The sequence below is a fragment of the Streptomyces typhae genome (assembly GCF_009755605.1).
Classification (GTDB): domain Bacteria; phylum Actinomycetota; class Actinomycetes; order Streptomycetales; family Streptomycetaceae; genus Streptomyces; species Streptomyces typhae.
In genome coordinates this window covers 304763-326255 of sequence record NZ_WPNZ01000006.1, presented here as the reverse complement: position 1 = coordinate 326255, position 21493 = coordinate 304763, and the positions used below count along the sequence as shown (strand labels likewise).

The following is a 21493-nucleotide window of genomic DNA, read 5'->3' as shown; positions in this document are numbered from 1 at the left end:
CATCGCACAGACCCCGCCGCTGATCAGCTCAGGCTCACCCCGGAGCCGCACTCACGGTGCCATGAGGGGGAACGATGCTCGAGGACCACGCCGCGTTCGGCCTCCGCGCGGATGTGCGGCAGGAACGGATGATCATCGCGTTCTGGGGAGAGCTGGACATACTCGCGGACGAGGTCCTCGCCGCTCCGCTCGCGCGCCTCGCCCGGGAGAGCCGCCGCGACCTCGTGCTCGACCTGAGTGCAGTGACGTTTCTCGACTGCGGCGGACTGACGCTTCTGTGCCGGGCCCGGGATGCGGCCCGGCGGCGTGAGGCGGGTGTCGTCCTGGTCGTGGACAACCCGTTCTTCCGCAAGGTCCTGCGCCTGGCCGGTCTCATGTCGACGTTCGAGATCGCGGGGGATCTGGAGACCGCGCTCATGACGGGGGCGGAAGGGTCACCCGTGTGACGGTCCCGTGCCCGGACTGCCCGGACTGCCCGGACTGCCCGGACTGCCCGGACCGTTCCCGGCCGGACCGCTCGGGCCCGGCCGGGCCGCGGGGCGCGCTCTCCCGGCCGGACCGAGCAGACCAGGGCGGACCGGGCGGATCAGCCGGACCAGCCGTATCGGCCGGGTGGAACGAACCGGCCGGGACGCGGCGAACCAGCCGGATGGTTCGGATCGCCCCGTTCAGTCGGATTCGGCCGCGGCCTCGCGCTGCTTCTCCTTGAGGCGGGCGGTCTCCTTGCGGACCTCGGCCTGGGTGGCGCGCTCCCGCCGCAGCCACTCGGGGTTCTCCGTCTTCAGGGCGTCGATCTGCTCGGTGGTCAGCGCCTCGGTGACACCGCCGCGGGCGAGGCCGGAAATGGAGACGCCGAGCCTCGCCGCGACCACGGGACGCGGGTGCGGGCCGGTGCGGCGCAGGTCCTGGAGCCACTGGGGCGGGTCGGCCTGCAGCGCGTTGAACTCGGCCCGGGAGACCACGCCCTCCTGGAACTCGGTGGGGGTGGCCTCGAGGTACACACCCAGCTTCTTCGCCGCAGTCGCGGGCTTCATGGTCTGGGTGGTCTGGTGCGACGTCATGGTCACCAGGGTATCGAGCGCCTGAGCGGCCTCCGACCACGCCGGGTAGCCTGGCGTGGTGACAGGCTCGGAAAACACCTCTTCGTTCCGGCTGGCCTATGTCCCGGGGGTGACACCCGCGAAGTGGGTGCGTGTCTGGAACGAGCGGCTGCCCGACGTCCCGCTGACGCTCGTACCGGTGGCGCCCGCCGACGCGGACGAACTGCTCCGGAGCGGTGGTGTCGACGCGGGCCTGGTGCGGCTGCCCGTCGACCGGACCGTCCTCAGCGCCATCCCGCTCTACACGGAGACGACCGTGGTCGTCGTCCCCAAGGACCACCTCGTGACGGCTGCCGACGAGGTGGGCGTCGCCGATCTTGCCGACGAGATCGTCCTCCACCCTCTCGACGACACCCTTGGCTGGGAGGAGCTGCCGGGCCGCCCCGCGAGGGAGCGCCCCGCGACGACGGCCGACGCCGTCGAGCTGGTCGCGGCGGGCATCGGCGTGCTCGCGGTGCCGCAGTCGCTGGCGCGTCTGCACCACCGCAGGGACCTCACGTACCGGCCGCTCACCGACGTACCGCAGTCGGGCGTCGTGCTGTCCTGGCCGGAGGACGCCACGACCGACCTGGTGGAGGAGTTCATCGGCATCATCCGTGGCCGGACCGTGAACAGCACCCGAGGCCGGGGTCCGGCCGCGGCACAGACCACCGAGAAGCGGGGTGCGACCAAGGGCTCGCCCCGCAAGGGGGCGCAGGGGAAGCCCGCCTCGGCGAAGCCGGCCTCCGGGAAGACCGGCAAGTCCGCCTCGGGTAAATCCGCTTCGGGCAAGTCCGCCTCCGGCAGGACGGGAAAGCCGACCCCCGGCCGCACGGCGCGTCGCGCAGGCGGCGGCCCCCAGGCCAAACGGGGCAAGCCGCGCCGCAGGTCGTAGCGGCCCCGCAACCCCCGGCCTTTCGCCCCCGCCCCAAGGCGCCGCGGCACACCCCCGGCCCCCTTGCGTCCCGTTGTGGTGTCCATGACTATGGCCGCATGTCGGAGCAGACGGGCACTTCCCGGCGGACCGTCCTCGCGGCGGCCGCGGTCGCCGGTACGGCCGAGGCCGTCGGCCAGGCGGGACCGGCCGCGGCACGCGACGGCCGACACGCCCCGGCCGGTGCGAGCGCCACCACATCTGCCGGTGCGAGCGCCACCGCGCCTGCCGGTGGGAGCGCCACCGCGCAACCACCCCCGCGCGCCCTGCGCGCGCTCCTGCGGGAGATCGACCACCGCCGCGTCGAGGCGACCGTGCGCCGGCTCGCCGCGTTCGGGACCCGGCACACGCTGTCCGCGCAGGACGACCCCGTACGCGGCATCGGGGCCGCCCGCGACTGGATCCTCGCCGAGCTGCGGCGGCACGCGCGGGCGTCGGGCGGCCGGATGAGCGTGGAGCTCCAGTCGTACGTACAAGAACCGGGCCCGCGCATTCCACAGCCGACGCGGATCACCAACGTCGTGGCCACCCTGCGGGGATCGGCGTCCCCGGACCGGATCTACGTCGTGTCGGGGCACTACGACTCCCGGGCGAGCGACGTCATGGACGCCACCGGCGACGCCCCCGGAGCGGACGACGACGCCTCCGGGGTCGCGGTCGTCCTGGAACTCGCCCGGGTCATGGCGACCCGGCGACTCGGCGCCACGGTCGTCTTCGCGGCCGTCGCGGGCGAGGAGCAGGGGCTGTACGGCGCGGCCCACATGGCGGAGCAGTACAAGCGGCAGAAGGCGGACGTCCAGGCGATGTTCACCAACGACATCGTCGGCAGCTCCACCGCGGACGACGGCACCCGCGACCCCCGCACCGTCCGGCTCTTCGCCGAGGGCGTGCCGTCGTCCGAGACCCCCGAGGAGGCCGCCGTACGCCGCTCCGTGGGCGGCGAGAACGACTCACCGGCACGCCAGCTCGCCCGCTTCGTGCGCGATGTCGCCGACAACGACGCGACCGGGATGAGGGTGCGCGTCGTGCACCGCCGCGACCGCTATCTGCGCGGCGGCGACCACATCCCCTTCCTCGAACGGGCCTATCCGGCGGCCCGGTTCACCGAGCCCGCCGAGGACTACGCCCACCAGCACCAGGACGTGCGCGTGGTCGACGGCAAGCAGTACGGGGACCTGCCGGAGTTCTGCGACTTCCCCTACATCGCCCGGGTGGCGCGCGTGAACGCCGCCGCCCTGTGGAGCCTCGCCCAGGCGCCGGGCACCCCGCGGGGCGCGAAGATCCGTACCGCCGAGCTGACCAACGACACCGAACTCGTGTGGGAGCGCGGCCCCGAGAGCGACCTCGCCGACCTGGCCGGGTACGAAGTGGTGTGGCGCGAGACCACCGACACGGACTGGACCGAGGTCGTCGACGTCGGCGACGTCACCCGCCACACCGTCGAACTCTCCAAGGACAACGTCTTCTTCGGCGTCCGCGCGGTCGGCCGCTCCGGAGTGCGCAGCCCGGTGGCGTTCCCGGCACCCGAGCGCTGAGGCTCGGCGACCCGCGGCGACCCGCGGCGATCCCCGGCGACCCGCATCGACCCGCGGCGACCCGCATCGACCCGCGGCGACCCGCGGAGCCTCACTTCTCGGAGTAGACGTCCTCGGCCGGAGGGCCGGGCGGTCCCTGCGGGTCCTGCGGGTCCTTGGGGCCCGCAGGTGCCTGGTGGTCCGCTGCCGCGGCCCAGGGGTCGTCGCGCCCCACGGGGAAGAACTGTTCCTCCAGGAGCAGCACGAGGGCCGCCACCGTCATCAGGCCGCCCACCAGGAACGTGCCGCGCACGCCGATGGCCGGCAGGAGCAGGCTCCCCGCGAGCGCGCCAGCGGCGACCCCGAGGTTGTACGCGGCGCTGTTCGCCGCGACCGCCGTCTCGGTGCGGCCCGGCGCGAAGTGCATGACCTGGGTCTGCGTGGCCATGAACACCGGGCCGAGGGACGCGCCGAGGAGCACCATCATGGCCACGGCGACGGCCTTGGAGCCGCCCGCCGCGTACAGCCCGAGGAGCGCGGCGGCCTGGGTGGCCACGGGGACGGTGAGGGTGGCGCGCGGACAGCGGTCCAGGAGGCGGCCGTAGACCGCGACGGAGACGATGCCGGTGACGCCGAGCACCAGGAGCAGCGTGCTCACCGTGGACTCCGTGAAGCGGCTCTCGTCCACCAGGAACGTGGAGATGTACGTGTAGCCCGCGAAGACACCCGTGACGGTGAGGCCGGTGACGGTCAGGACGACGGCGAAGCGGCGGGTGTCGGGGACCACGCCCCGCACGGCGTGGCTCTCCTCCGGGCGGGAGACGGGCAGGGCCAGGGCGATGAGGACGAGCGGCGGGACGGCGAGCGCGCCGACCACCAGGAACGGCAGCTGCCAACTGCTGTGCTGGCCGAGCCAGGTGCCGCCGGGCACACCGAGGACGAGCGCCGCCGAGCCGCCCACCGAGAGCGCCCCTATGACGCGCCCGCGCACGTGCGGTGGGAAGAGCCCGACCGCGACCGGCCCCATCACCGCCCAGAACAGCGCCTGCGCGACCGCCGTCACCAGCCGGCTGGCCATCAGGACCCAGTACGAGGAGACGAGGGCCGCCACGAGGCTCGCGAGGAACAGGGCGGCGAGGAGTACGCACAGCACTGCGCGGCGTGGGACCGAACGGGTCATCTGGGCGATGGGCACCGACACGACCGCGACGGTCAGGCCGTACCCGGACACCAGCAGGCCGACGGCCGACAGTGAGACGTCCAAGTCGTCCGACATGAGTTTCAGGACGCCGATCGGGAGGTTCTCGGTGGTGTTGAAGGCGAACGCCCCCAGCATCAGGGCGGCCACCACGGCCACGCCGCGCCGGGTGGCGGCACGCTGGTCGCCGGGTGGGGCAGCTGTCGGGTCCGTCGCCATCCATCCTCCACGTTCACCGTGCGTACACGAGAGTTCCGGAACTGCTGCTTCATGTTTCAACGGGCTGTAGGCAAAGAGAGTTCGAAGTGCCGCCCCGAAGATCGTGACGGCACTCGCAGGCCAGCGTAAACCCTGGTCGTCAAGGTGCGGTCAATTCGCGCCGAGTTGGCCGGGTCCAATGCACGTAGCTTTGTGTGATTGCCGCCCGGGTAACAGGGTGGCTGGCCCTTGCATTCAGTGACATTGGCACATGCAGGCAGAGAGGTATGGACGGCCGATCAAGTGACAGGTAGGCTACGTGCGTTGTCCAGGGACCTGCCTATCCCCCCACCAATCCTCCCGCTCTTCCCGGACTCCACAACTGTTCCCCACCATTAGGTACGCACGACCAAGAAATTGTGTTCGTGACGCCTGTGCGATGTGGCGTCGATTTAAGCAAGTGTCCTCTTGAGGAGGGTGTACGTTGCTTAATCGCGAAAGAACGGAACTACCGCTCCTGGCGGCGCAGTTGCGCACATGGATGGCTCAGTCAGAAGATTTCGGTAACCCTGTTTACTGTATTTGCGACTATGTGGACATCCGTGGCCCCGTCGATCCGGAGACCATGCGGGCGGCGCACGAGCAAGTGGAGCGCGAGGCCGAGGCCCTACGTCTCGTCATCGTTTCCGACGAGGACGCGGACGGCGGTCACCGCCAATTCGTGAAGGACGATCCGGCGCCGCTGCCCTATGTCGACCTGAGTACCGGACCCGCGCCCGAAGCGGCTGCCCGCGCCTGGATGGAGAAGGACGCGGAAGGGCCCGTCGACCCGCAAGCGCTGTGCCGTGCCGCCCTGCTGAAAATCGCCGACGACCACTTCGTCCTGTACCGGCGCGTGCACCACGCGGTCGTCGACGGCTACAGCCTTGCGCTCGTCTTCAACCGCACCGCCGCCGTCTACTCGGCACTCGCCCGGCAACTCCCCGCCGAGGGCGGCGCCTTTCCCGCCTTCGCCCACCTGGTGGAGACCGAGACCGCCTACCGCGACAGCAGGAGCTTCCCCCGGGACCGGGCGCACTGGCTCGACACCCTCGCCGGACACCCCGAGCCGGTCGGTCTCTCCGGTCGGCGCGGCGGGCTCGCCATCGGCCGCCGCCGCACCGTCGAGCTGGCCCCGGACCGGGTCGGGCACCTGGAACGAGCGGCCGCCGACCTCGGCGTGACCTGGTCCGACCTGGCCGTCTCCACCATCGCGGCGTACGTGGGGAAGCACACCGGCGCGGACGAGCTGCTGCTCGGCCTGCCCACCGGCGGACGCCTGAGCCCACAGGTGCGCAACGTCCCCGGCATGACCATGAACATCCTGCCGCTGCGGCTCACCGTCGACACCGGCCTGCCCCTCGGCGCCTTCACCCGGCGCGTGTCACGCACGATCAGAAACGTCCTGCTGCACTCCCGCTATCCGACCGCCGAGATCTCCAGGGAAGTCCTCGGCGAGGGCGGCGGACGGCTGTGGGGGCCGATGGTCAATGTGATGAAGTTCGACTACAAGCTGGACTTCGGGGGGTCGGCCGCGACGATGCGCACCCTCTCGATCCCCCTCACGGTCGACATGACCGTCTATTTCTTCCAGACCTCGGCGGACGGGACGACGGACGTCATTCTCGACGCGCACCCCGAACTGTTCACCGCCCAGGAGACGGACGCGCATCTGGAGGGGATCCTCGGTCTGCTCGACGCGCTCGGGACCGCGCGTCCGGAAACCGCCGTGCGCGACCTCTTCCCCCGGCCGGCGCCCGTGGCAGCCGACTGACCGACCCGCACCGAACCGAGCGGCACACCCGGCGGACCCTGCCGGGCCACGTGTGTGCCGTCGCAATGCCGTGCCGCGCCGTGCCCAGGCCACGATGGCCGGGTTCCGTCATGCCGTGCGCCCGCGCGCGGTGTCGCACGGTCACCGGGAAAGCTACTGCGAAATCGAGGGAACACGATGGATCTGACCGCGGGCGATGCCGTCGACCCGGCCGTACGGAATCCTCAGGAGGCCACCGCTCTCAGAGCGTCACTGAAACACCTGCGCACGGAGCCCCGCGGGTGGGTGTTCACCCTCAAATTCGCCCTCTGCGCGGTCCTCACCGCGGTCGGAGTCGTCGTTGTCCTGCAACCGGTCCTGTGGTGCCGGATCACCGGTGTCGTCCTCATCGGATGCATGCTCGCGCACGCCGCGGAACTCCAGCACGAGACGCTCCACAATCTCGCGTACCGCAGCCGCAGGGCGAACACCGTCACCGGCGTCGTCCTCGGAATTCCGATGCTGATCTCCTTCGCGGCCTACAAAGCGGCGCACATGCGCCACCACCGCGATCTCGGCACGCCGGAGAACCGGGAGTTCTTCGACTACGGGGACCAGTACGGCGACAGGGAGAAGTCGACGTTCGGCACGGCGGTGGACTGGACCGTGAGATTCACCATGGCCCACCACTACTGGCTGTTCCTGCAGAATCTCGGGCGGTCGCTGCTCGGCCGGGAATTCGAGGGGGAGAGCGTCCGGGTGTCACGCCGTATCCGGCGGGACCATTTCATCGCGTTGGCCGCCGTGCTCGCGCTCACCGGAATATCCTTCGCACTGGGTTCGGCGGTCGTTCTGTGGGTATGGCTGATTCCGCTGGTGCTTGTTGCGGGACCCGTGCACGCCCTCATCGAACTCCCCGAGCACTTCGGCTGCGAGGTATTGGACCGGGACCCGTTCGCCAATACCCGTACGATCCGCTCCAATCGCGTCCTGACGTGGTTCACGAACGGCAACAATTACCATGTCGAGCACCATCTGATGCCGAATCTGCCGCTGGAGCGGCTGCCCGATCTGCACGGCGAGGTGCGCGGTCGCATCCGCTACTACAACCGCGGCTATCTCGAATACTTCGGAAAGCTGCTCCGCAAGTGAGCGGGCGCCGGAGCGCCGCCCGTCCGAAGCACCGTCCTTTCGGAGCACCGCCTGTCCGGTGAACCGTCCGTCCCGTGAGAGGAGCAGTAGGTGGAGCTGACCTTCGCAGTGGCGCGCACCGAGGCCGAACACGCCGATGTGCTGCGGCTTCGTGAGGCCGTCTACGTCGCGGACCAGGGCCGTCTCGCCGACGCAGGCGACACGGCGGCGACGTTCGACCGGTTCGACGCGCACGCCGAGTACATCCTCGGATATGTCGACGGCACGGCCGCGGGAACGGTCAAGGTGGTGCCGGACTCCGCGGCCGGACTTCCCTGCGACGACACCGTGGACATCTCGGAACTGCGCGCGGGCAACCGCCTCGTGGAATTCGGGCACTTGATGACCCTGCCGTCCATGCGCCACCGCGAGATCGGCATGGCACTGATGCGCGAGGCCGTCATCCACAGCGCCCGCGAGCACGACATGACGCACATACTCGGGGACTTCTTCGTGGACGACTCCGAAGGGCTGCGCAGTTTCTACAAGGAAATCGGCTTCTTCGCCCTGCACGAACCGTACGAGGACACCCGGTTCAAAGGTGCGCCGCTCAGCCTCGTCGCCGCGCTCGACGTCACCGAAGCGGTGCGCAGGGCCCGCACGGAGGAAGGCCGGAAGAGCAGGCTGCTCCAGTACTTCTTCGGCGACTACGACAGCTACACGGCCAAGGAGGCGGAGAATGCGGACACGGCGCCAGCAGCTGGCTGAGACCAAGGCGGCCCACAATCATCCCGCCTACGCGAAAATGGCCTTCGTCATGGGCTGCGGCGTCCAGGGCGAGGGGAAGGGCAGCCGCGTCGTCGACGACGAGCGGGGAACGCCCTACCTCGCCCTGTTCGACCAGTACGGCAACCAGTCCTTCGGCTACTCCCACCCCCGCGTCGTCGCCGCCGTGCGCGAACAGCTCGACACCGGCGTACTGAACAGCACGAAGATCATGTTCGAGGAGGTGCAGATCCGGCTCTCCGCCCGCCTCGCGGAGGCCACCGGCCAGCGCCTGCCGTACTCCTACCTCGCCAACGGCGGCGGCGAGACCATCGACAACGCCCTCAAGCTGGCCCGCGCCGCGACCGGCCGCCCCGGCGTCATCAGCGCCCGCGGCTGCTTCCACGGCAAGACCTTCGCCACGCTCAGCGCCTCCGACCGGCCCGAACACCGGGAGCTGCTCGGCCCGTTCATGGAGCACTTCCGGCAGGTCGACTTCGGCGACCTCGACGAGCTCGCCGCGGCACTCGACGACACCGTCGCCGCCGTGCTCCTCGAACCCGTGCAGGCGGAGGCCGGGGTGATCGTGCCGCCGCCCGGCTACCTCCAGGAGGTGCGCAGGCTGTGCACCGAGGCGGGCGCGCTGCTCGTCCTCGACGAGATGCAGACGGCGTTCGGCCGCTGCGGCACCTTCTTCGCGTACGAGCAGTTCGGCGTCACCCCGGACCTGGTGTGCGTGGGCAAGGCCTTCGGCGGCGGCGTGCTGCCCCTGTCGGCGGTCCTCGGCACCAAGGAGGTGTGGGAGGTCCTGCGGGTGCTGCCCTCCACCTTCGGCTCCAGCCTGGGCGGCAACCCGCTGTCGTGCCGGGTCGGCCTGGAGAGCATCGCCATCGCCTCCGACGAGGCCTTCCTCACCGGCGTGAAGGAGCGGGCCCGCACCATCGACGAACGCCTGAGCGCCGCCGCCGAGCGCCACTGCGGCATCGTCGCCGAACACCGCGGCCTCGGCATGATGCACGGCCTGGAGTTCACCGACGGCGCCACCGCCGGGTTCGTCCTCGGCCGCCTCCTCGAAGAGGGCGTCACCTCCACGTACTCGCTCTACCACGCGAACGTGCTGCGGGTGCAGCCGCCCATGGTGATCTCCGAGGCCGACCTGGACCAGGGGCTCTCGGTGCTCGAAGGCATCCTCGCGGAGGCCGACGGCACCGGGACCGCGTCCGCGCCCGCCTCCGCCGAAGGCCTCCCCGCGGCAGAACTGTCACCGGTGACGCGGACCGTGCTGCTGCCGTACCCGCCCGCCGACGTCCTGGAGCTCCTGCACTCCCGGCCCCGGCTCCTCGACCCCTTCGCGGCCGACAGCGGCTCCCCGGCCGCGGCGGGCCGCGCACCGGAGTTCGCCGGTCGGCTCGGCGGCGACGCCGTGGTCTGGGCGGACCGGACCGAACTCCTCGACGACGGCGTGCGCGCGAGCGCCGAGGCGGACTGGCTGTGGCACACCCTCGAACGCCGGGCCACCGTCACGGCCGCGCCGGGCGGCAGCCGGCTCGACGCGCGCGTCACCTGGGACACCGACAGCGGATCGTACGAAGACCTGCTCGGCGGCCGGATCGGGTTCCTCGCGGGCTCCGGACTCGACGCACTGATCACCGCACTCACGGCCGAACTGGCCGCCCAAGGAAGGAAGTCGGCCGACACGTGAGCATGAACCTCGCAGGCCTCCTGGACCGCTCCAGCCACCACACGACCGCCCGCGTCGTCGACGTCGACATCTCCGGCAAGCGGCGCGAGACGACCCAGGCCGAGCTGACCGCGCTCGCCCGCACCCGGGCCGACCAGCTCACGGCGGCCGGCGTGCGCCCCGGCCACGTGATCGGGATCCGCGCGGGCAACAGCCTCGACTGGCTCTCCTGGGACCTCGCCGCCCTCGCCACCGGCGCCCGGCTCAAGGCGTTCGGGGACGCCACCGAGATCGACGACCCGCGCGCGTTCATCGCCGAGCACCGCCTCGCCCTGCTGATCGCGGACGAGCCCGTGCCCGCCGACACGCCCGCCGTCGTCCGCCCCGGCGGCGCCCCCGCACCGGGCGCCGCGGCCCCCGGCGCCGTGGTGATCGACGTCGACGACGTGCACAGCCTGGTCTACTCCTCGGGCACCTCCGGGCGGCTCAAGGGCGTGGAGATCAGCGTCAAGGGCACCGAGTACGTCATCAACCGCTTCATCGACGCCTTCGGCATGACCGAGCGCGACCGGCACCTGATCTTCCTGCCGCTGGCCAACAACCAGCAGCGCCTGTCGGTCTACCTCTGCCTGTGGCTGGGCGCGGACCTCGTGCTCGCGCCCTATCAGCGGGTCTTCCAGGCGGTCCGGAAGGAGAGCCCGACCTTCCTCATCGGCCCGCCCGTCTTCTACGACACCGCGCTCCAGCTGTATGTGAAGTCCGGCGGCGACGCCTCGCTCGCCGACTTCCTGGGCGGCCGCATCCGTTTCATGATCACCGGCATGGCGCCGATCCGCCGCGAGACCCTGGACGGGTACTGGAGCCGCGACGTGGCGCTCCTGGAGGCCTACGGCCTGACCGAGACCGGCATGGTCGCCTGGAACACGCCCGACCGCCACCGCGTGGGCACCGTGGGGCAGTTGATGGACCCGGAGTCCGTGACGTTCCTCGACGACGGCGAGGTGATCATCACCCGGGACGCGCCGCTCGGCCGCGGCTACTTCGACACCGACGGCGATCCGTCCGCCGCGGACGTCTTCCGCCCCGACGGCTCCATCCTCACCGGCGACTACGGCCGCCTGGACGAGGACGGCTTCCTCACCCTGATCGGGCGCAAGAAGGACGTCATCGCGCTCGGCAGCGGACGCAAGGTGCACCCGGCCGAGATCGAGGCCGCGTTCGCCGGTGTCGAGGGCATCACGGAGATCGTCGTGGTGCCGACGCCCCAGTCGAACCGGCTCGGCGCCCTCGTCACCCCGTCCGACCCCGACGACGCCGCGCTGCGCGCCCGCATAGAGAAGCGGATCGACGAGGTCAACGCGGCGCTCGACGCCCATGAGCGGGTGATGTCCCTGGTCTTCTCCGCCACGCCGCTGCGGGCCGACCCGGCCTTCATGACGGCCAACATGAAGCTGAGCCGGGCACGGGCGGCGGAGCACTTCGCGGAGCGGATCGCGGCGGCCACGGACCGGAACCCGGACCCGGACGCCGCCGCCGGGGCGGCAGGCACCCGATGAGCGCCGCAGGGACCGTGCTTCCCGGGCACCCGATCGTGGACGCACAGGTCCAGCTCGGCAGCCAACTCGCCATCCCGCGCGAGTTCCTGGAGCACCAGGCGGCCAACGCACACCACCGCCTGACCGCGTACGGCCACACGGTGCGGCCCGAGCGGATGCTCGACCGGGTGCTCTCGGTGCACCAGGACGACGACGCGGACCGGCTCGTCGCGGAGCTGGACGAGGCGGGCGTCGACGAGGCGTTCCTCGTGGTCCCCGACTACTCGCACGTGGCGCGCTGCGCCCTGACACCACCCGAACTCGCCGGACACCTGGACAAGGTGAACCGCCGGCACCCGGGCCGCTTCCGGGTGTTCTGGGGAGTGGACCCGCGCGGGGGGCAGGACGGCATCGACCTGTTCGAGCGGTGCGTCACCGAGTACGGCTTCGCCGGTCTGAAGCTGTACCCGCTGTGCGGCTACTCGCCGAGCGACCGCCGCCTCTACCCGTACTTCGAGGTGGCCCGCGCGCACGGCCTGCCGGTGCTGAGCCACACCGGGCCCGGCTGGGGGCCGCTCGACTTCGCGTACGGCCTTCCGCTGCTGCTCGACGAGGCGGCCAGGGACTTCCCCGAGGTGAACTTCATCCTCGGGCACGGCGGCGTCACCCATGTCGACGAGGCCACGTATCTGTGCGCCCACCGGCCCAACGTCCATCTGGACATCAGCCAGTTCCACTCGGTCCTCGCGGCGGACGGCTGGCAGGCCCATCTGAACCGGCTGTTCCGGCTCGGCCTCGGCCACAAGATCCTCTTCGGCACCTGCTGGCCGTCGTACCGGCTCTCCGAGTCGCTGACAGGGCTTGTCGCCGCCTTCGCCAAGGGGCAGCCCGCGGTGGCCGGGATCAAGGAGGCCGACCGCCGGATGATCATGGGCGGCAACAGCCTCCGCCTGGTGGGGAACGCGCGCGACGACAAGAAGAGCAACACCATCACGGACCGGGGAGGCCGGGCATGAGCGCGGATGTGGCGGAGCTGGAGAAGCTGCTCGTCGAGTGGGTCGAGCGGTGGATCGAGGGGGAGTCGGAGACGGTGATCGGGCCGCGCACCAACCTGAGCCACACCGGGCTGCTCGACTCGATGGCCGTCGTCGGCCTCATCTCGTACCTGGAGGAACAGGCGGACGCCGAGTTCGACTTCGCCACCTACGACCCCACGCACGGCGTCAGCATCCAGGGCCTCATCAAGCACTGCGTCGGATGACCGGGGTGTACGACGGCCACTGCCACGTGGCGTCGAGCCGCTTCATCCCGCGGGCCTTCGTCGAGGACGTGGCGAGCAACGTGGCGTGCCGCCTCGGTTCGATGGGCGCCGCCCCGAAGCCGGGGCGGATCGCCGACGGCCTCGCCGCGCAGCACGCGGACCACCTCGCCGACGGCCTGGTCGAGGAGATGGACGCGGCCGGGGTCGAGCGTGCCGTGCTGCTCGTGCCCGACTTCGGCCTGCGGATGGCGGGGACCGCCGAACCGGCGGAGGCGGCACGGCTGCACCACGACATCAGACAGCGCCACCCCGGCCGGTTCTGGGTGTACATCGGCGTGGACCCGCGGCGCGGGCCCGAGGCCGTGCGGGACTTCGAGGACATGGTCGACGCCTACGGCCTCGACGGCGTGAAGCTGTACCCGCCGTGCGGCTACTCGCCGTCGGACCCCGGCCTCTACCCGTACTACGAGATCTGTGCCGCCCGCGCGCTGCCGGTGTTCGTGCACACCGGACCCACGGCCCGCAGCCTCGACTACAACCCCGCGCACCCGATGCGCGTCGACCGGGCGGCACGGGACTTCCCCACCGTCCCGTTCGTCCTCGGCCACGGCGGGCTCACCCACGTCGAGACCAGCGCCTATCTCGCGGCGTACCGGCCCAACGTGTACGTCGACACCGGCGGATTCGCCAGCGCCCCGAGCCTCGCCTCGTGGCCCGAGCATCTGAACCGGCTGTTCAGGACGGGCATCAACCACAAGATCATCTTCGGTACGGACTGGCCGCTCGGCCGGCTGAACGGCGGTCTGAAAGGCCTGATCGCCGAGGTCGTCGACGGGCCGACGGTCTTCGCGGGCGTGTCGAGGACGGACCGGGAGCTGCTGCTGCGCGAGAACCTCCTGCGCGTCCTCGCGCCGGGCAGCCGCCCGCCCGTCTGACACACCCCGGGCCCGCGGGCCCGGACGGCGACCGGCGGCACACCCACGGCACACACGGCACGAGCGCGGTCAGACACGACAGAACGCAACGGCGTCGGCGAGCGAGCGACCAAGGGGCTGGGCAATGGCTATCACCGGATCGGACAGCGCTCGCACGGGAGCGGAGGACGCACGCTCTGACCACCGGCGGCGGGCCGTCGCCCACGACCCGCGCGAGCGGGCCGCGGTGCTCACGGACCTCTTCCAGGCCCAGGTGGCCCGGCACCCGCACCGCACGGCCCTGAGCCTCGGCGGCGACCATCTCGACTACGCCGCCCTCAACGCCCGCGCCAACCGCCTGGCGCACGCGCTGCTCGCCCGCGGCGCCGGCCCCGAGCGCCTGGTCGCGCTCGCCCTGCCGCGCTCGCTGGACGCCGTCGTCGCGATCCTCGCCGTCCTGAAGACCGGCGCCGGCTATCTGCCGCTCGACCTGGACCACCCGCGGGAGCGCGTCGACCGGACGCTGGCCGACGCCCGCCCGGTGCTCCTCGTCAGCCAGGACCCGCTGGACGTCGGCGCAGGCGTCCCCCGCCTCGTGCTCGGTGCCCGCGGCACCGCCGAGGAACTGGCCGTGCGCCCCGACACCGACCCCACCGACGCCGACCGCCTCGCGCCCCTCACCCCCGGGACCGCCGCGTACGTCATCTACACCTCCGGGTCCACGGGCCGCCCCAAGGGCGTGGTCGTCTCGCACCACAACGTCGTCCGGCTGTTCACCGGGACGGCGCACGAGTTGCCCTTCGACGAGCACGACGTGTGGAGCCTGTTCCACTCCTACGCCTTCGACGTGTCCGTGTGGGAGATCTGGGGCGCCCTGCTGCACGGCGGCCGGCTCGTCGTCGTGCCGTACGAGACGAGCCGGACGCCCGAGCGCTTCCGGGCGCTGCTCGCCGCCGAACGGGTCACCGTCCTCAGCCAGACGCCGTCCGCGTTCTACCCGCTCCTCGAAGCCGACCGGACGAGCGGCGCGGACGCCGGTGCACTCGCCCTGCGCCTGGTGGTGTTCGCGGGCGAGGCACTCGACTTCGGCAAGCTGGCCCCCTGGTACGGGCGCCACCGCGACGACGCCCCGGTGCTCGTGAACATGTACGGCATCACCGAGACGACCGTCCACACCACCGTGACCCGGCTCACCGCCGCGGACGCGGTGCCGGGCGCCCCGAGCCGCGTCGGCACCGGCATCCGGGACCTGGCCCTGTACGTGCTCGACGAGGCGCTGCGGCCCGTGCCGCCCGGCACGGCGGGGGAGCTGTACGTCGCGGGGGACGGCGTCACGCGCGGCTACCTCGGCCGCCCGGACCTGACCGCCCAGCGCTTCCTCGCCGACCCGTTCGGCGCGCCCGGCGCCCGCATGTACCGCAGCGGTGACGTCGTGCGCCGCACCGACCACGGCGACCTGGAGTTCCTCGGCCGCGCCGACCAGCAGATCAAGATCAGAGGCTTCCGCATCGAGCCGGGCGAGATCGAGGCCGCCCTCACCGGACACCCCGCCGCCCGCCAGGCCGCCGTCGTCGCCCGCGAGGACACGACGGGTGACCGGCGCCTGGTCGCCTACGTCGTACCGGAGTTCCGCCGCGAGCCGGACGCGGCGACGGCGGACGGCACCGCGGCACGGCAGGTGGGGGACTGGGAGCAGGTGTTCGACGCGCAGTACGCGGGCGGTGGCGGGGGCAGCGCCGAGGCGGCGGGCGCCCGGGGCACGGGTGCCCGGCGGGCGGCCCCGCGGCCCGCGTTCGGCGAGAACTTCGCCAGCTGGTACGACAGTTACACCGACCGCAGGCCCATCGCGCCCGACCACATGAGGGAGTGGCGCGACGCCACCGTGCGCCGTGTCCGGGACCTGCGCCCCCGCCGCGTCCTGGAGATCGGCACCGGCACCGGCCTGCTGCTCGCCGCTCTCGCACCGCACTGCGAGGAGTACGTGGGCACCGACATCTCCGGCCGCGCCCTGGCCGACCTGCGCCGCGACATCGCCGCCAGGACCCGCCTGCGCGGCCGGGTCCACCTGCGGCACCAGGCCGCGCACGACACCACCGGGCTGCCCGGCGGCCACTTCGACGCCGTCGTCATCAACTCCGTGCTCCAGTACTTCCCGAGCGCCGACTACCTCCTCGACGTCCTCGGCAAGGCCCTGGAGCTCACCGCGCCCGGCGGCGCCGTCTTCGTCGGCGACGTACGCGACCTGCGCACCCTGCGCGCGTTCGGCACCGCCGTCCAGCTGCGCAGGGCCGCCCCGGACGCCGAGCGCGCCGCCGTGCGTCACGCCGTCGAACGGGCCCTCGTACGCGAGGAGGAACTGCTGCTCGCCCCCGAGTTCTTCCACGCCTTCGCGGCCCGCGAGGACAAGGTCGGCGCGGTGGACATCCAGGTGCGGCGCGGCACCCGGCACAACGAGATGACGCGCTACCGCTACGACGCCGTCCTGCACAAGAACCCCGTCGAGAAGGTCCCGGCGGCGGACACACGGCTGCGGTTCGGCGACGACGTGCCCGACACCGGCGCCCTGCGCGCGTACCTGGAGGGCCACGTCCCGGCCCGGCTGCGGGTGCTCGGCGTCCCCAACCGCCGCGTCGCCCAGGAGACCGCCGCCGCCCGCGCCTTCGACAACGGCGCCACCGTCGCCGATGTCCACCGTGCCCTGGCGCAGGAGCCCCACGGCGTCGAACCCGAGGATCTGCACCGCCTCGGGGAGCACCTCGGCTACCGCGTCGCGGTCGCCCCGGCGGCCACGGCCCCGGACGCGGTGGACGCCTTGTTCGTACGCCGCGCCGACGGTCCTGACAGCGATGACCGCGCCGGTGACCAGGACGCCGTCCTGGAGGCGTACGAGCCCGACGGCACGCCCGGCGACCCGCTGACGTACGCGACCAGCCCGGTGACCGCACGCCGCGGCGGACAGCTCACGGCGGCGCTGCGCGAGCACCTGCGCGAGCGGCTGCCCGACTACATGATGCCGTCGGCCGTCGTGCTCCTGGAGCGGCTTCCGCTGACCGTCAACGGCAAACTCGACCGGGCGGCGCTGCCCGCGCCGGTCGTCGAGGCGCAGTCGGCGCGCGCCGCGCGCACCGAGCGCGAAGAGATCCTGTGCGCCCTGTTCGCGGAGATCCTCGGCGTCGACGGCATCGGCATCGACGACGACTTCTTCGCGCTGGGCGGGCACTCGCTCCTCGCCACCCGCCTGGCGGCGCGCGTCCGCACCCGGCTCGGCGCGGAACTCACCATCCGCGTCCTGTTCGAGCACCCCACCGTCGCCACGCTCGCCGCCCACCTGGAAGCAGCCGGCGCCTCCGGCGCACCCGGCGCCCCGCGCCCCCGGCCCGCGCTGCGCGCCGGTGCCCGCCCCGACCCGCTGCCGCTGTCCCACGCCCAGCGCCGCCTGTGGTTCCTGCACCGCCTGGAGGGCGCGAGCCGCGCCTACCACGTGCCCTGGACGCTGCGCCTCACCGGCGACCTCGACGTGCCCGCCCTGCGCGCGGCCGTCGCCGATCTCGTCGCCCGGCACGAGTCCCTGCGCACCGTCTTCCCCGAGCACGACGGCGAGCCCCGGCAGCACATCCTGGCGCCGGAGCGGGCCAGGCCGCCGCTGGACGTCACCGTCACGACCGAGGCCGCACTGCCCGGCGCGCTCGCCGCCGCCGCGGGCCACCCCTTCGACCTGGCCGCCGACATCCCCCTCCGCACGACGCTGTTCCGGGTCGGCGCCACCGAGCACGTGCTGCTCCTGCTCGTCCACCACATCGCCTGCGACGGCTGGTCGTTCGCGCCGCTGGCCGAGGACCTCATGGCGGCCTACGAGGCACGCAGGACGCCGCCGGGGACCACCGGGGCGGATGCGCTCCACCCCCGCGAACCCGCCGTCCAGTACGCCGACTACGGCCTGTGGCAGCGCGCGCTCCTGGGCGACCCCGACGACCCGGCGAGCCCTCTCGCCCACCAGCTCGCCTACTGGCGGCGCCACCTCGCGGACCTGCCGGACCAGGTGGACCTGCCCTTCGCGAGGACGCGCCCCGCCGCACCCGGCTACGGCGGCGAGACCCTCTCCGTGGCCTGGGACGCGGAGCTGCACCGGCGCCTTGCCGCGCTCGCCAAGGACACCGGCACCAGCCTGTTCATGGTGCTCCAGGCGGGGCTCTCCGCGCTGCTCACCCGGCTCGGCGCCGGTACCGACATCCCCGTCGGCTCACCGATCGCGGGCCGCACCGACCAGGGCCTCGACCGGTCCGTCGGCTTCTTCGTCAACACCCTCGTCATCCGCAACGACACCTCGGGCAACCCCTCGTTCCGGGAGCTGCTCGACCGGGTCCGTGAGGTGTCCCTGAACGCCTACGAACACCAGGACGTGCCCTTCGAGTACCTCGTCGACGACCTCAACCCGCCCCGGGCGATCGGCAGGCACCCGCTCTTCCAGGTGTCCCTGGTCGTGCAGAACGCGCCTGCGCCGCGCCTCGACACCGCGGGCCTCACGGTCACCACCGACCTCCTGCACCCGGGTTCGGCCCGCTTCGACCTGCTCCTGAACATCGAGGAGCGCTTCACCGACGACGGGGCGCCCGCGGGCCTGACGGGGTTCTTCGAGTACAGCACCGACCTGTTCGACCCCGAGAGCGTGGACACCGTGGCGACCCGCCTCGCCCGGCTCCTCGGCGCGGCGGCCGACGATCCCGGGCTGCCGATCGGGCGGCTCGATGTCCTCGGAGCCAAGGAGCGGCGGCTTCTGTTCGAGGAGTGGAACGACACCGGACGGCCCGTGCCGCCCTTCACGGTGCCGGACCTCTTCGAACGGCAGGTGGCGAGCACGCCCGACGCCCCCGCCGTCTCTTGCGGCGACGTACGGCTCACCTACGCGGAGCTGAACACCCGGGCCGACCGGCTGGCCCACCGGCTGATCGCCGCGGGCGCCGGACCCGAGCAGGTCGTCGCCCTCGCCCTGCCCCGCTCGGCGGAGCTGATCGTCGCCCTCGTCGCCGTCCTGAAGAGCGGCGCCGCCTATCTGCCGGTGGACCCCCGCCACCCCGCCGACCGCATCGCCTTCATGCTCGGCGACGCCGCGCCCGGCTGTGTCGTGACGGCCCACGACGCCGACTGCGCGCTGCCCGACGACGTGCCGCGCCTGTACGTGGACGAGGGGCCGGACGCCGCCGTGGGCGGGACCGCCGCAACCCTCGGCAGCCCCCGCGACAGCGACCGGACCGCGCCCCTGACCCCGGCCAACGGCGCCTACGTCCTCTACACCTCCGGTTCCACCGGCCGCCCCAAGGGCGTCCTCGTCCCGCACACCAACGTCGTGGACCTGGTCCTGTGGGGCCGCGAGGCCCTGGGCCGCCCGCAGCTGTCCCACGCCCTGGCCGCCACCCCGCTCACCTTCGACGTCTCCGTCTTCGAGCTCTTCGGGCCGCTCCTGTCCGGTGGCGCCGTCGAGATCGTCCCCGATGTGCTGGCCCTCGGCGAACTCGCGGGCGGGCGGTGGCGGGGCAGCCTCATCTGCGCCGTGCCGTCGGCCCTCGCGGAGCTGGTGAGCCACCACGACGTCACCCTGGGCGCGGCCGTCGTCGCGCTGGGCGGCGAGGCCCTGTCCGCGCACACCCTGGCCGGGATCCGGGCCGCGGCGCCGGGCGCCCGCATCGTCAACGTGTACGGGCCGACCGAGGCGACCGTCTACACCACGGCGTGGTTCTCCGACGACCTCGCCGGGCACGGCGAACGCTCCACCGACGACGGCGATGCCCCGCCCATCGGCCGTCCCGTCCGCAACAGCCGCGCCTACGTCCTCGACGCGTGTCTTGAGCCCGTACCGGTGGGCGTGCCCGGCGAGTTGTACGTGGCCGGGGCCGGACTCGCCCGCGGCTATGTGCGCAGGCCCGGACTCACGGCGGAGCGGTTCGTCCCCGATCCCTTCGGCGCTCCGGGCGAGCGGATGTACCGCACCGGCGACGTGACCCGGTGGCGCGCGGACGGCCACCTGGAGTACCTGGGGCGCGCCGACGACCAGGTGAAGATCCGGGGCTTCCGGATCGAGCCGGGCGAGGTGGAGTCCGCCCTGGCGGCCCACCCCGGCCTCGCGCAGGCCGCGGTCGTCGTGCGCGAGGACCGGCCGGGGGACCGCAGGCTCGTCGCGTACTGCGTCCCCGCCGCGGACGGCACCGCGAGCGCCGCGGGACCCCTCTCCGCGGCACCGGCCGAACCCGCCCCGGGCGAGGCCGAGCTGCGGGCCCATCTGGCGCGCCTGCTGCCCGCGTACATGGTGCCCACGGCCTTCGTCCCCCTAGCGCGGCTGCCGCTGAGCCCCAACGGCAAGCTCGACCGGCGGGCCCTGCCCGCGCCCGACGACGCCGACGCCGACGGGCGGCAGCCGGGACGCGCGCCGCGCACCCCGACCGAGGCCACGCTGTGCGCCCTGTTCGCCGACGCCCTCGGCGTACCGGACGTCGGTGTCGACGACGGCTTCTTCGACCTCGGCGGGCACTCCCTGCTCGCCGTGAAGCTGGTGTCCCGTGTCCGCGCCGCGCTGGACGTGCCCCTCGGCATCCGGGCGGTCTTCGAGGCCCCCACCGTCGCCGCCCTTGCCCTGCGGGTGAGCGAGCAGCGAAGCGAGGTCGACGACAGGACCTAGCGGCCCGGCGCGCCGGCCCGCATGCCGTCCATGACCAGGTCGAGGAGGCGGGCGGCGCGCTGCTGCCACTCCTGTCGCGGGTCGATCTGCCACAGTCCGGCGATCGCCAGCATGAAGTCGTCGGGGGTGAGCCCGGGGCGGATGGTGCCGGCCTCCTCGTTGGCCTCCAGGAGCAGGGCGACGGCGCTCGTGAGCGGGCCCTGCGCCACGCTCTTGAGCGTGCCGTGGCTGGTGGTCGCCGCGCGCATCGCGTCGGCCAGGCCGGCCTTGGTCATGGCGTACCGGGCGAGGCGGTCCATCCACTCCCGCAGCGCCCGCTCGGGCGGATGGGCCTGGAGGAGCCGGGGAGCGGCGTCGGCGACCTGTCGCACCTCGTGCCGGTACACCTCGAGGACGAGGGCCTCGCGGCTCGGGAAGTGGCGGTAGAACGTTCCCTGGCCGACACAGGCCTTCTTCGCGATGGTGCTCAGCGCGGCGTCGCCGGAGCGGGTCAGCTCCTCCAGGGCCACGGCGAGGATGCGCTCGCGGTTGCGCTGCGCGTCGGAGCGCAGGGGGCCCTCTCTCTTCTCCCGCACGCGTCGCCTCCGATGCTCGCCAGGTGACCGGCCCTGGCGGACCGGGGTTGCTAAGCGGACAACTGTCCGCTAGGTTCTTGAGCCATAAACGGACAGATGTCCGTTTGAGTGCACTCCACCATAGCGGCAGATTTGGCCGAATGCATGCGGCCGCCACCCCCCGCCACCTGTTGAGTTACACCAGCACGCCCTCTCGCACCAGCGCCCGCCCGGCACACACCAGCGCACACCGGCACGCACCACACC

Annotated in this window: 15 protein-coding genes; 12 read left to right on the top strand and 3 right to left on the bottom strand. The window is 72.5% G+C overall.

Features of this window, described 5'->3' with window-relative positions; translation table 11 throughout:
* Positions 1-74: 74 nt before the first annotated feature.
* Positions 75-446, top strand: coding sequence for an STAS domain-containing protein (locus tag GPA10_RS13590; protein ID WP_157165721.1), 372 nt, complete (start codon positions 75-77; stop codon positions 444-446).
* Positions 447-668: 222 nt separating this feature from the next.
* On the opposite strand, the gene GPA10_RS13585 is transcribed toward GPA10_RS13590, so the two are convergent.
* On the bottom strand, positions 669-1061 hold the full coding sequence (locus GPA10_RS13585; RefSeq protein WP_058852852.1) for a DUF5997 family protein: 393 nt from the start codon (positions 1059-1061) through the stop codon (positions 669-671).
* Positions 1062-1119: 58 nt separating this feature from the next.
* Here GPA10_RS13585 and GPA10_RS13580 point away from each other — a divergent pair, with 58 nt between their 5' ends.
* Entirely contained in the window at positions 1120-1974 is an 855-nt protein-coding gene (locus GPA10_RS13580) for a LysR family substrate-binding domain-containing protein (protein WP_343040784.1), read from the top strand.
* A gap of 98 nt (positions 1975-2072) precedes the next feature.
* Positions 2073-3548: a M28 family metallopeptidase gene (locus GPA10_RS13575; protein WP_198351589.1), complete on the top strand. Its 1476-nt coding sequence runs from the start codon at positions 2073-2075 to the stop codon at positions 3546-3548.
* A gap of 91 nt (positions 3549-3639) precedes the next feature.
* Here the strand turns inward: GPA10_RS13575 and GPA10_RS13570 are convergent, their stop codons facing one another.
* The gene (locus GPA10_RS13570) at positions 3640-4944 is read right to left on the bottom strand and encodes an MFS transporter (protein ID WP_157165720.1); all 1305 of its coding nucleotides are present in this window, start codon (positions 4942-4944) and stop codon (positions 3640-3642) included.
* A gap of 463 nt (positions 4945-5407) precedes the next feature.
* On the opposite strand from GPA10_RS13570, the gene GPA10_RS13565 reads away from it, so the two are divergent.
* The 9 genes from GPA10_RS13565 (at position 5408) to GPA10_RS13525 (ending at position 20672) form a co-directional block, all read left to right on the top strand.
* Positions 5408-6736 (top strand): condensation domain-containing protein, encoded by a 1329-nt coding sequence (locus GPA10_RS13565; RefSeq protein WP_157165719.1) that lies wholly within the window; start codon positions 5408-5410, stop codon positions 6734-6736.
* 177 nt (positions 6737-6913) lie between these two features.
* Positions 6914-7867, top strand: a complete 954-nt coding sequence (locus GPA10_RS13560; RefSeq protein ID WP_157165718.1) for a fatty acid desaturase family protein — start codon at positions 6914-6916, stop codon at positions 7865-7867.
* Positions 7868-7957: 90 nt separating this feature from the next.
* Positions 7958-8614 (top strand): GNAT family N-acetyltransferase, encoded by a 657-nt coding sequence (locus tag GPA10_RS13555; RefSeq protein WP_058852795.1) that lies wholly within the window; start codon positions 7958-7960, stop codon positions 8612-8614.
* Positions 8586-10313, top strand: coding sequence for an aspartate aminotransferase family protein (locus tag GPA10_RS13550; protein ID WP_157165717.1), 1728 nt, complete (start codon positions 8586-8588; stop codon positions 10311-10313). Before GPA10_RS13555 ends, GPA10_RS13550 begins: the two co-directional genes overlap by 29 nt.
* Before the next feature lie 2 nt (positions 10314-10315).
* Positions 10316-11848, top strand: coding sequence for an AMP-binding protein (locus GPA10_RS13545; protein WP_246259090.1), 1533 nt, complete (start codon positions 10316-10318; stop codon positions 11846-11848).
* The gene (locus GPA10_RS13540) at positions 11845-12843 is read left to right on the top strand and encodes an amidohydrolase family protein (RefSeq protein ID WP_157165715.1); all 999 of its coding nucleotides are present in this window, start codon (positions 11845-11847) and stop codon (positions 12841-12843) included. The genes GPA10_RS13545 and GPA10_RS13540 overlap by 4 nt, the downstream gene beginning before the upstream one ends.
* Positions 12840-13088, top strand: a complete 249-nt coding sequence (locus GPA10_RS13535) for a hypothetical protein (protein WP_157165714.1) — start codon at positions 12840-12842, stop codon at positions 13086-13088. The genes GPA10_RS13540 and GPA10_RS13535 overlap by 4 nt, the downstream gene beginning before the upstream one ends.
* Positions 13085-14023 (top strand): amidohydrolase family protein, encoded by a 939-nt coding sequence (locus GPA10_RS13530; RefSeq protein ID WP_157165713.1) that lies wholly within the window; start codon positions 13085-13087, stop codon positions 14021-14023. The genes GPA10_RS13535 and GPA10_RS13530 overlap by 4 nt, the downstream gene beginning before the upstream one ends.
* A 124-nt stretch (positions 14024-14147) precedes the next feature.
* The gene (locus GPA10_RS13525; protein ID WP_157165712.1) at positions 14148-20672 is read left to right on the top strand and encodes a non-ribosomal peptide synthetase; all 6525 of its coding nucleotides are present in this window, start codon (positions 14148-14150) and stop codon (positions 20670-20672) included.
* Here GPA10_RS13525 and GPA10_RS13520 read toward each other — a convergent pair.
* Positions 20669-21247 carry a TetR/AcrR family transcriptional regulator gene (locus GPA10_RS13520; protein WP_058852802.1) on the bottom strand — a complete coding sequence of 193 codons (579 nt, stop codon included), beginning with the start codon at positions 21245-21247 and terminating at the stop codon, positions 20669-20671. The two genes, GPA10_RS13525 and GPA10_RS13520, sit on opposite strands and share 4 nt — an antisense overlap.
* Positions 21248-21493 lie beyond the last annotated feature (246 nt).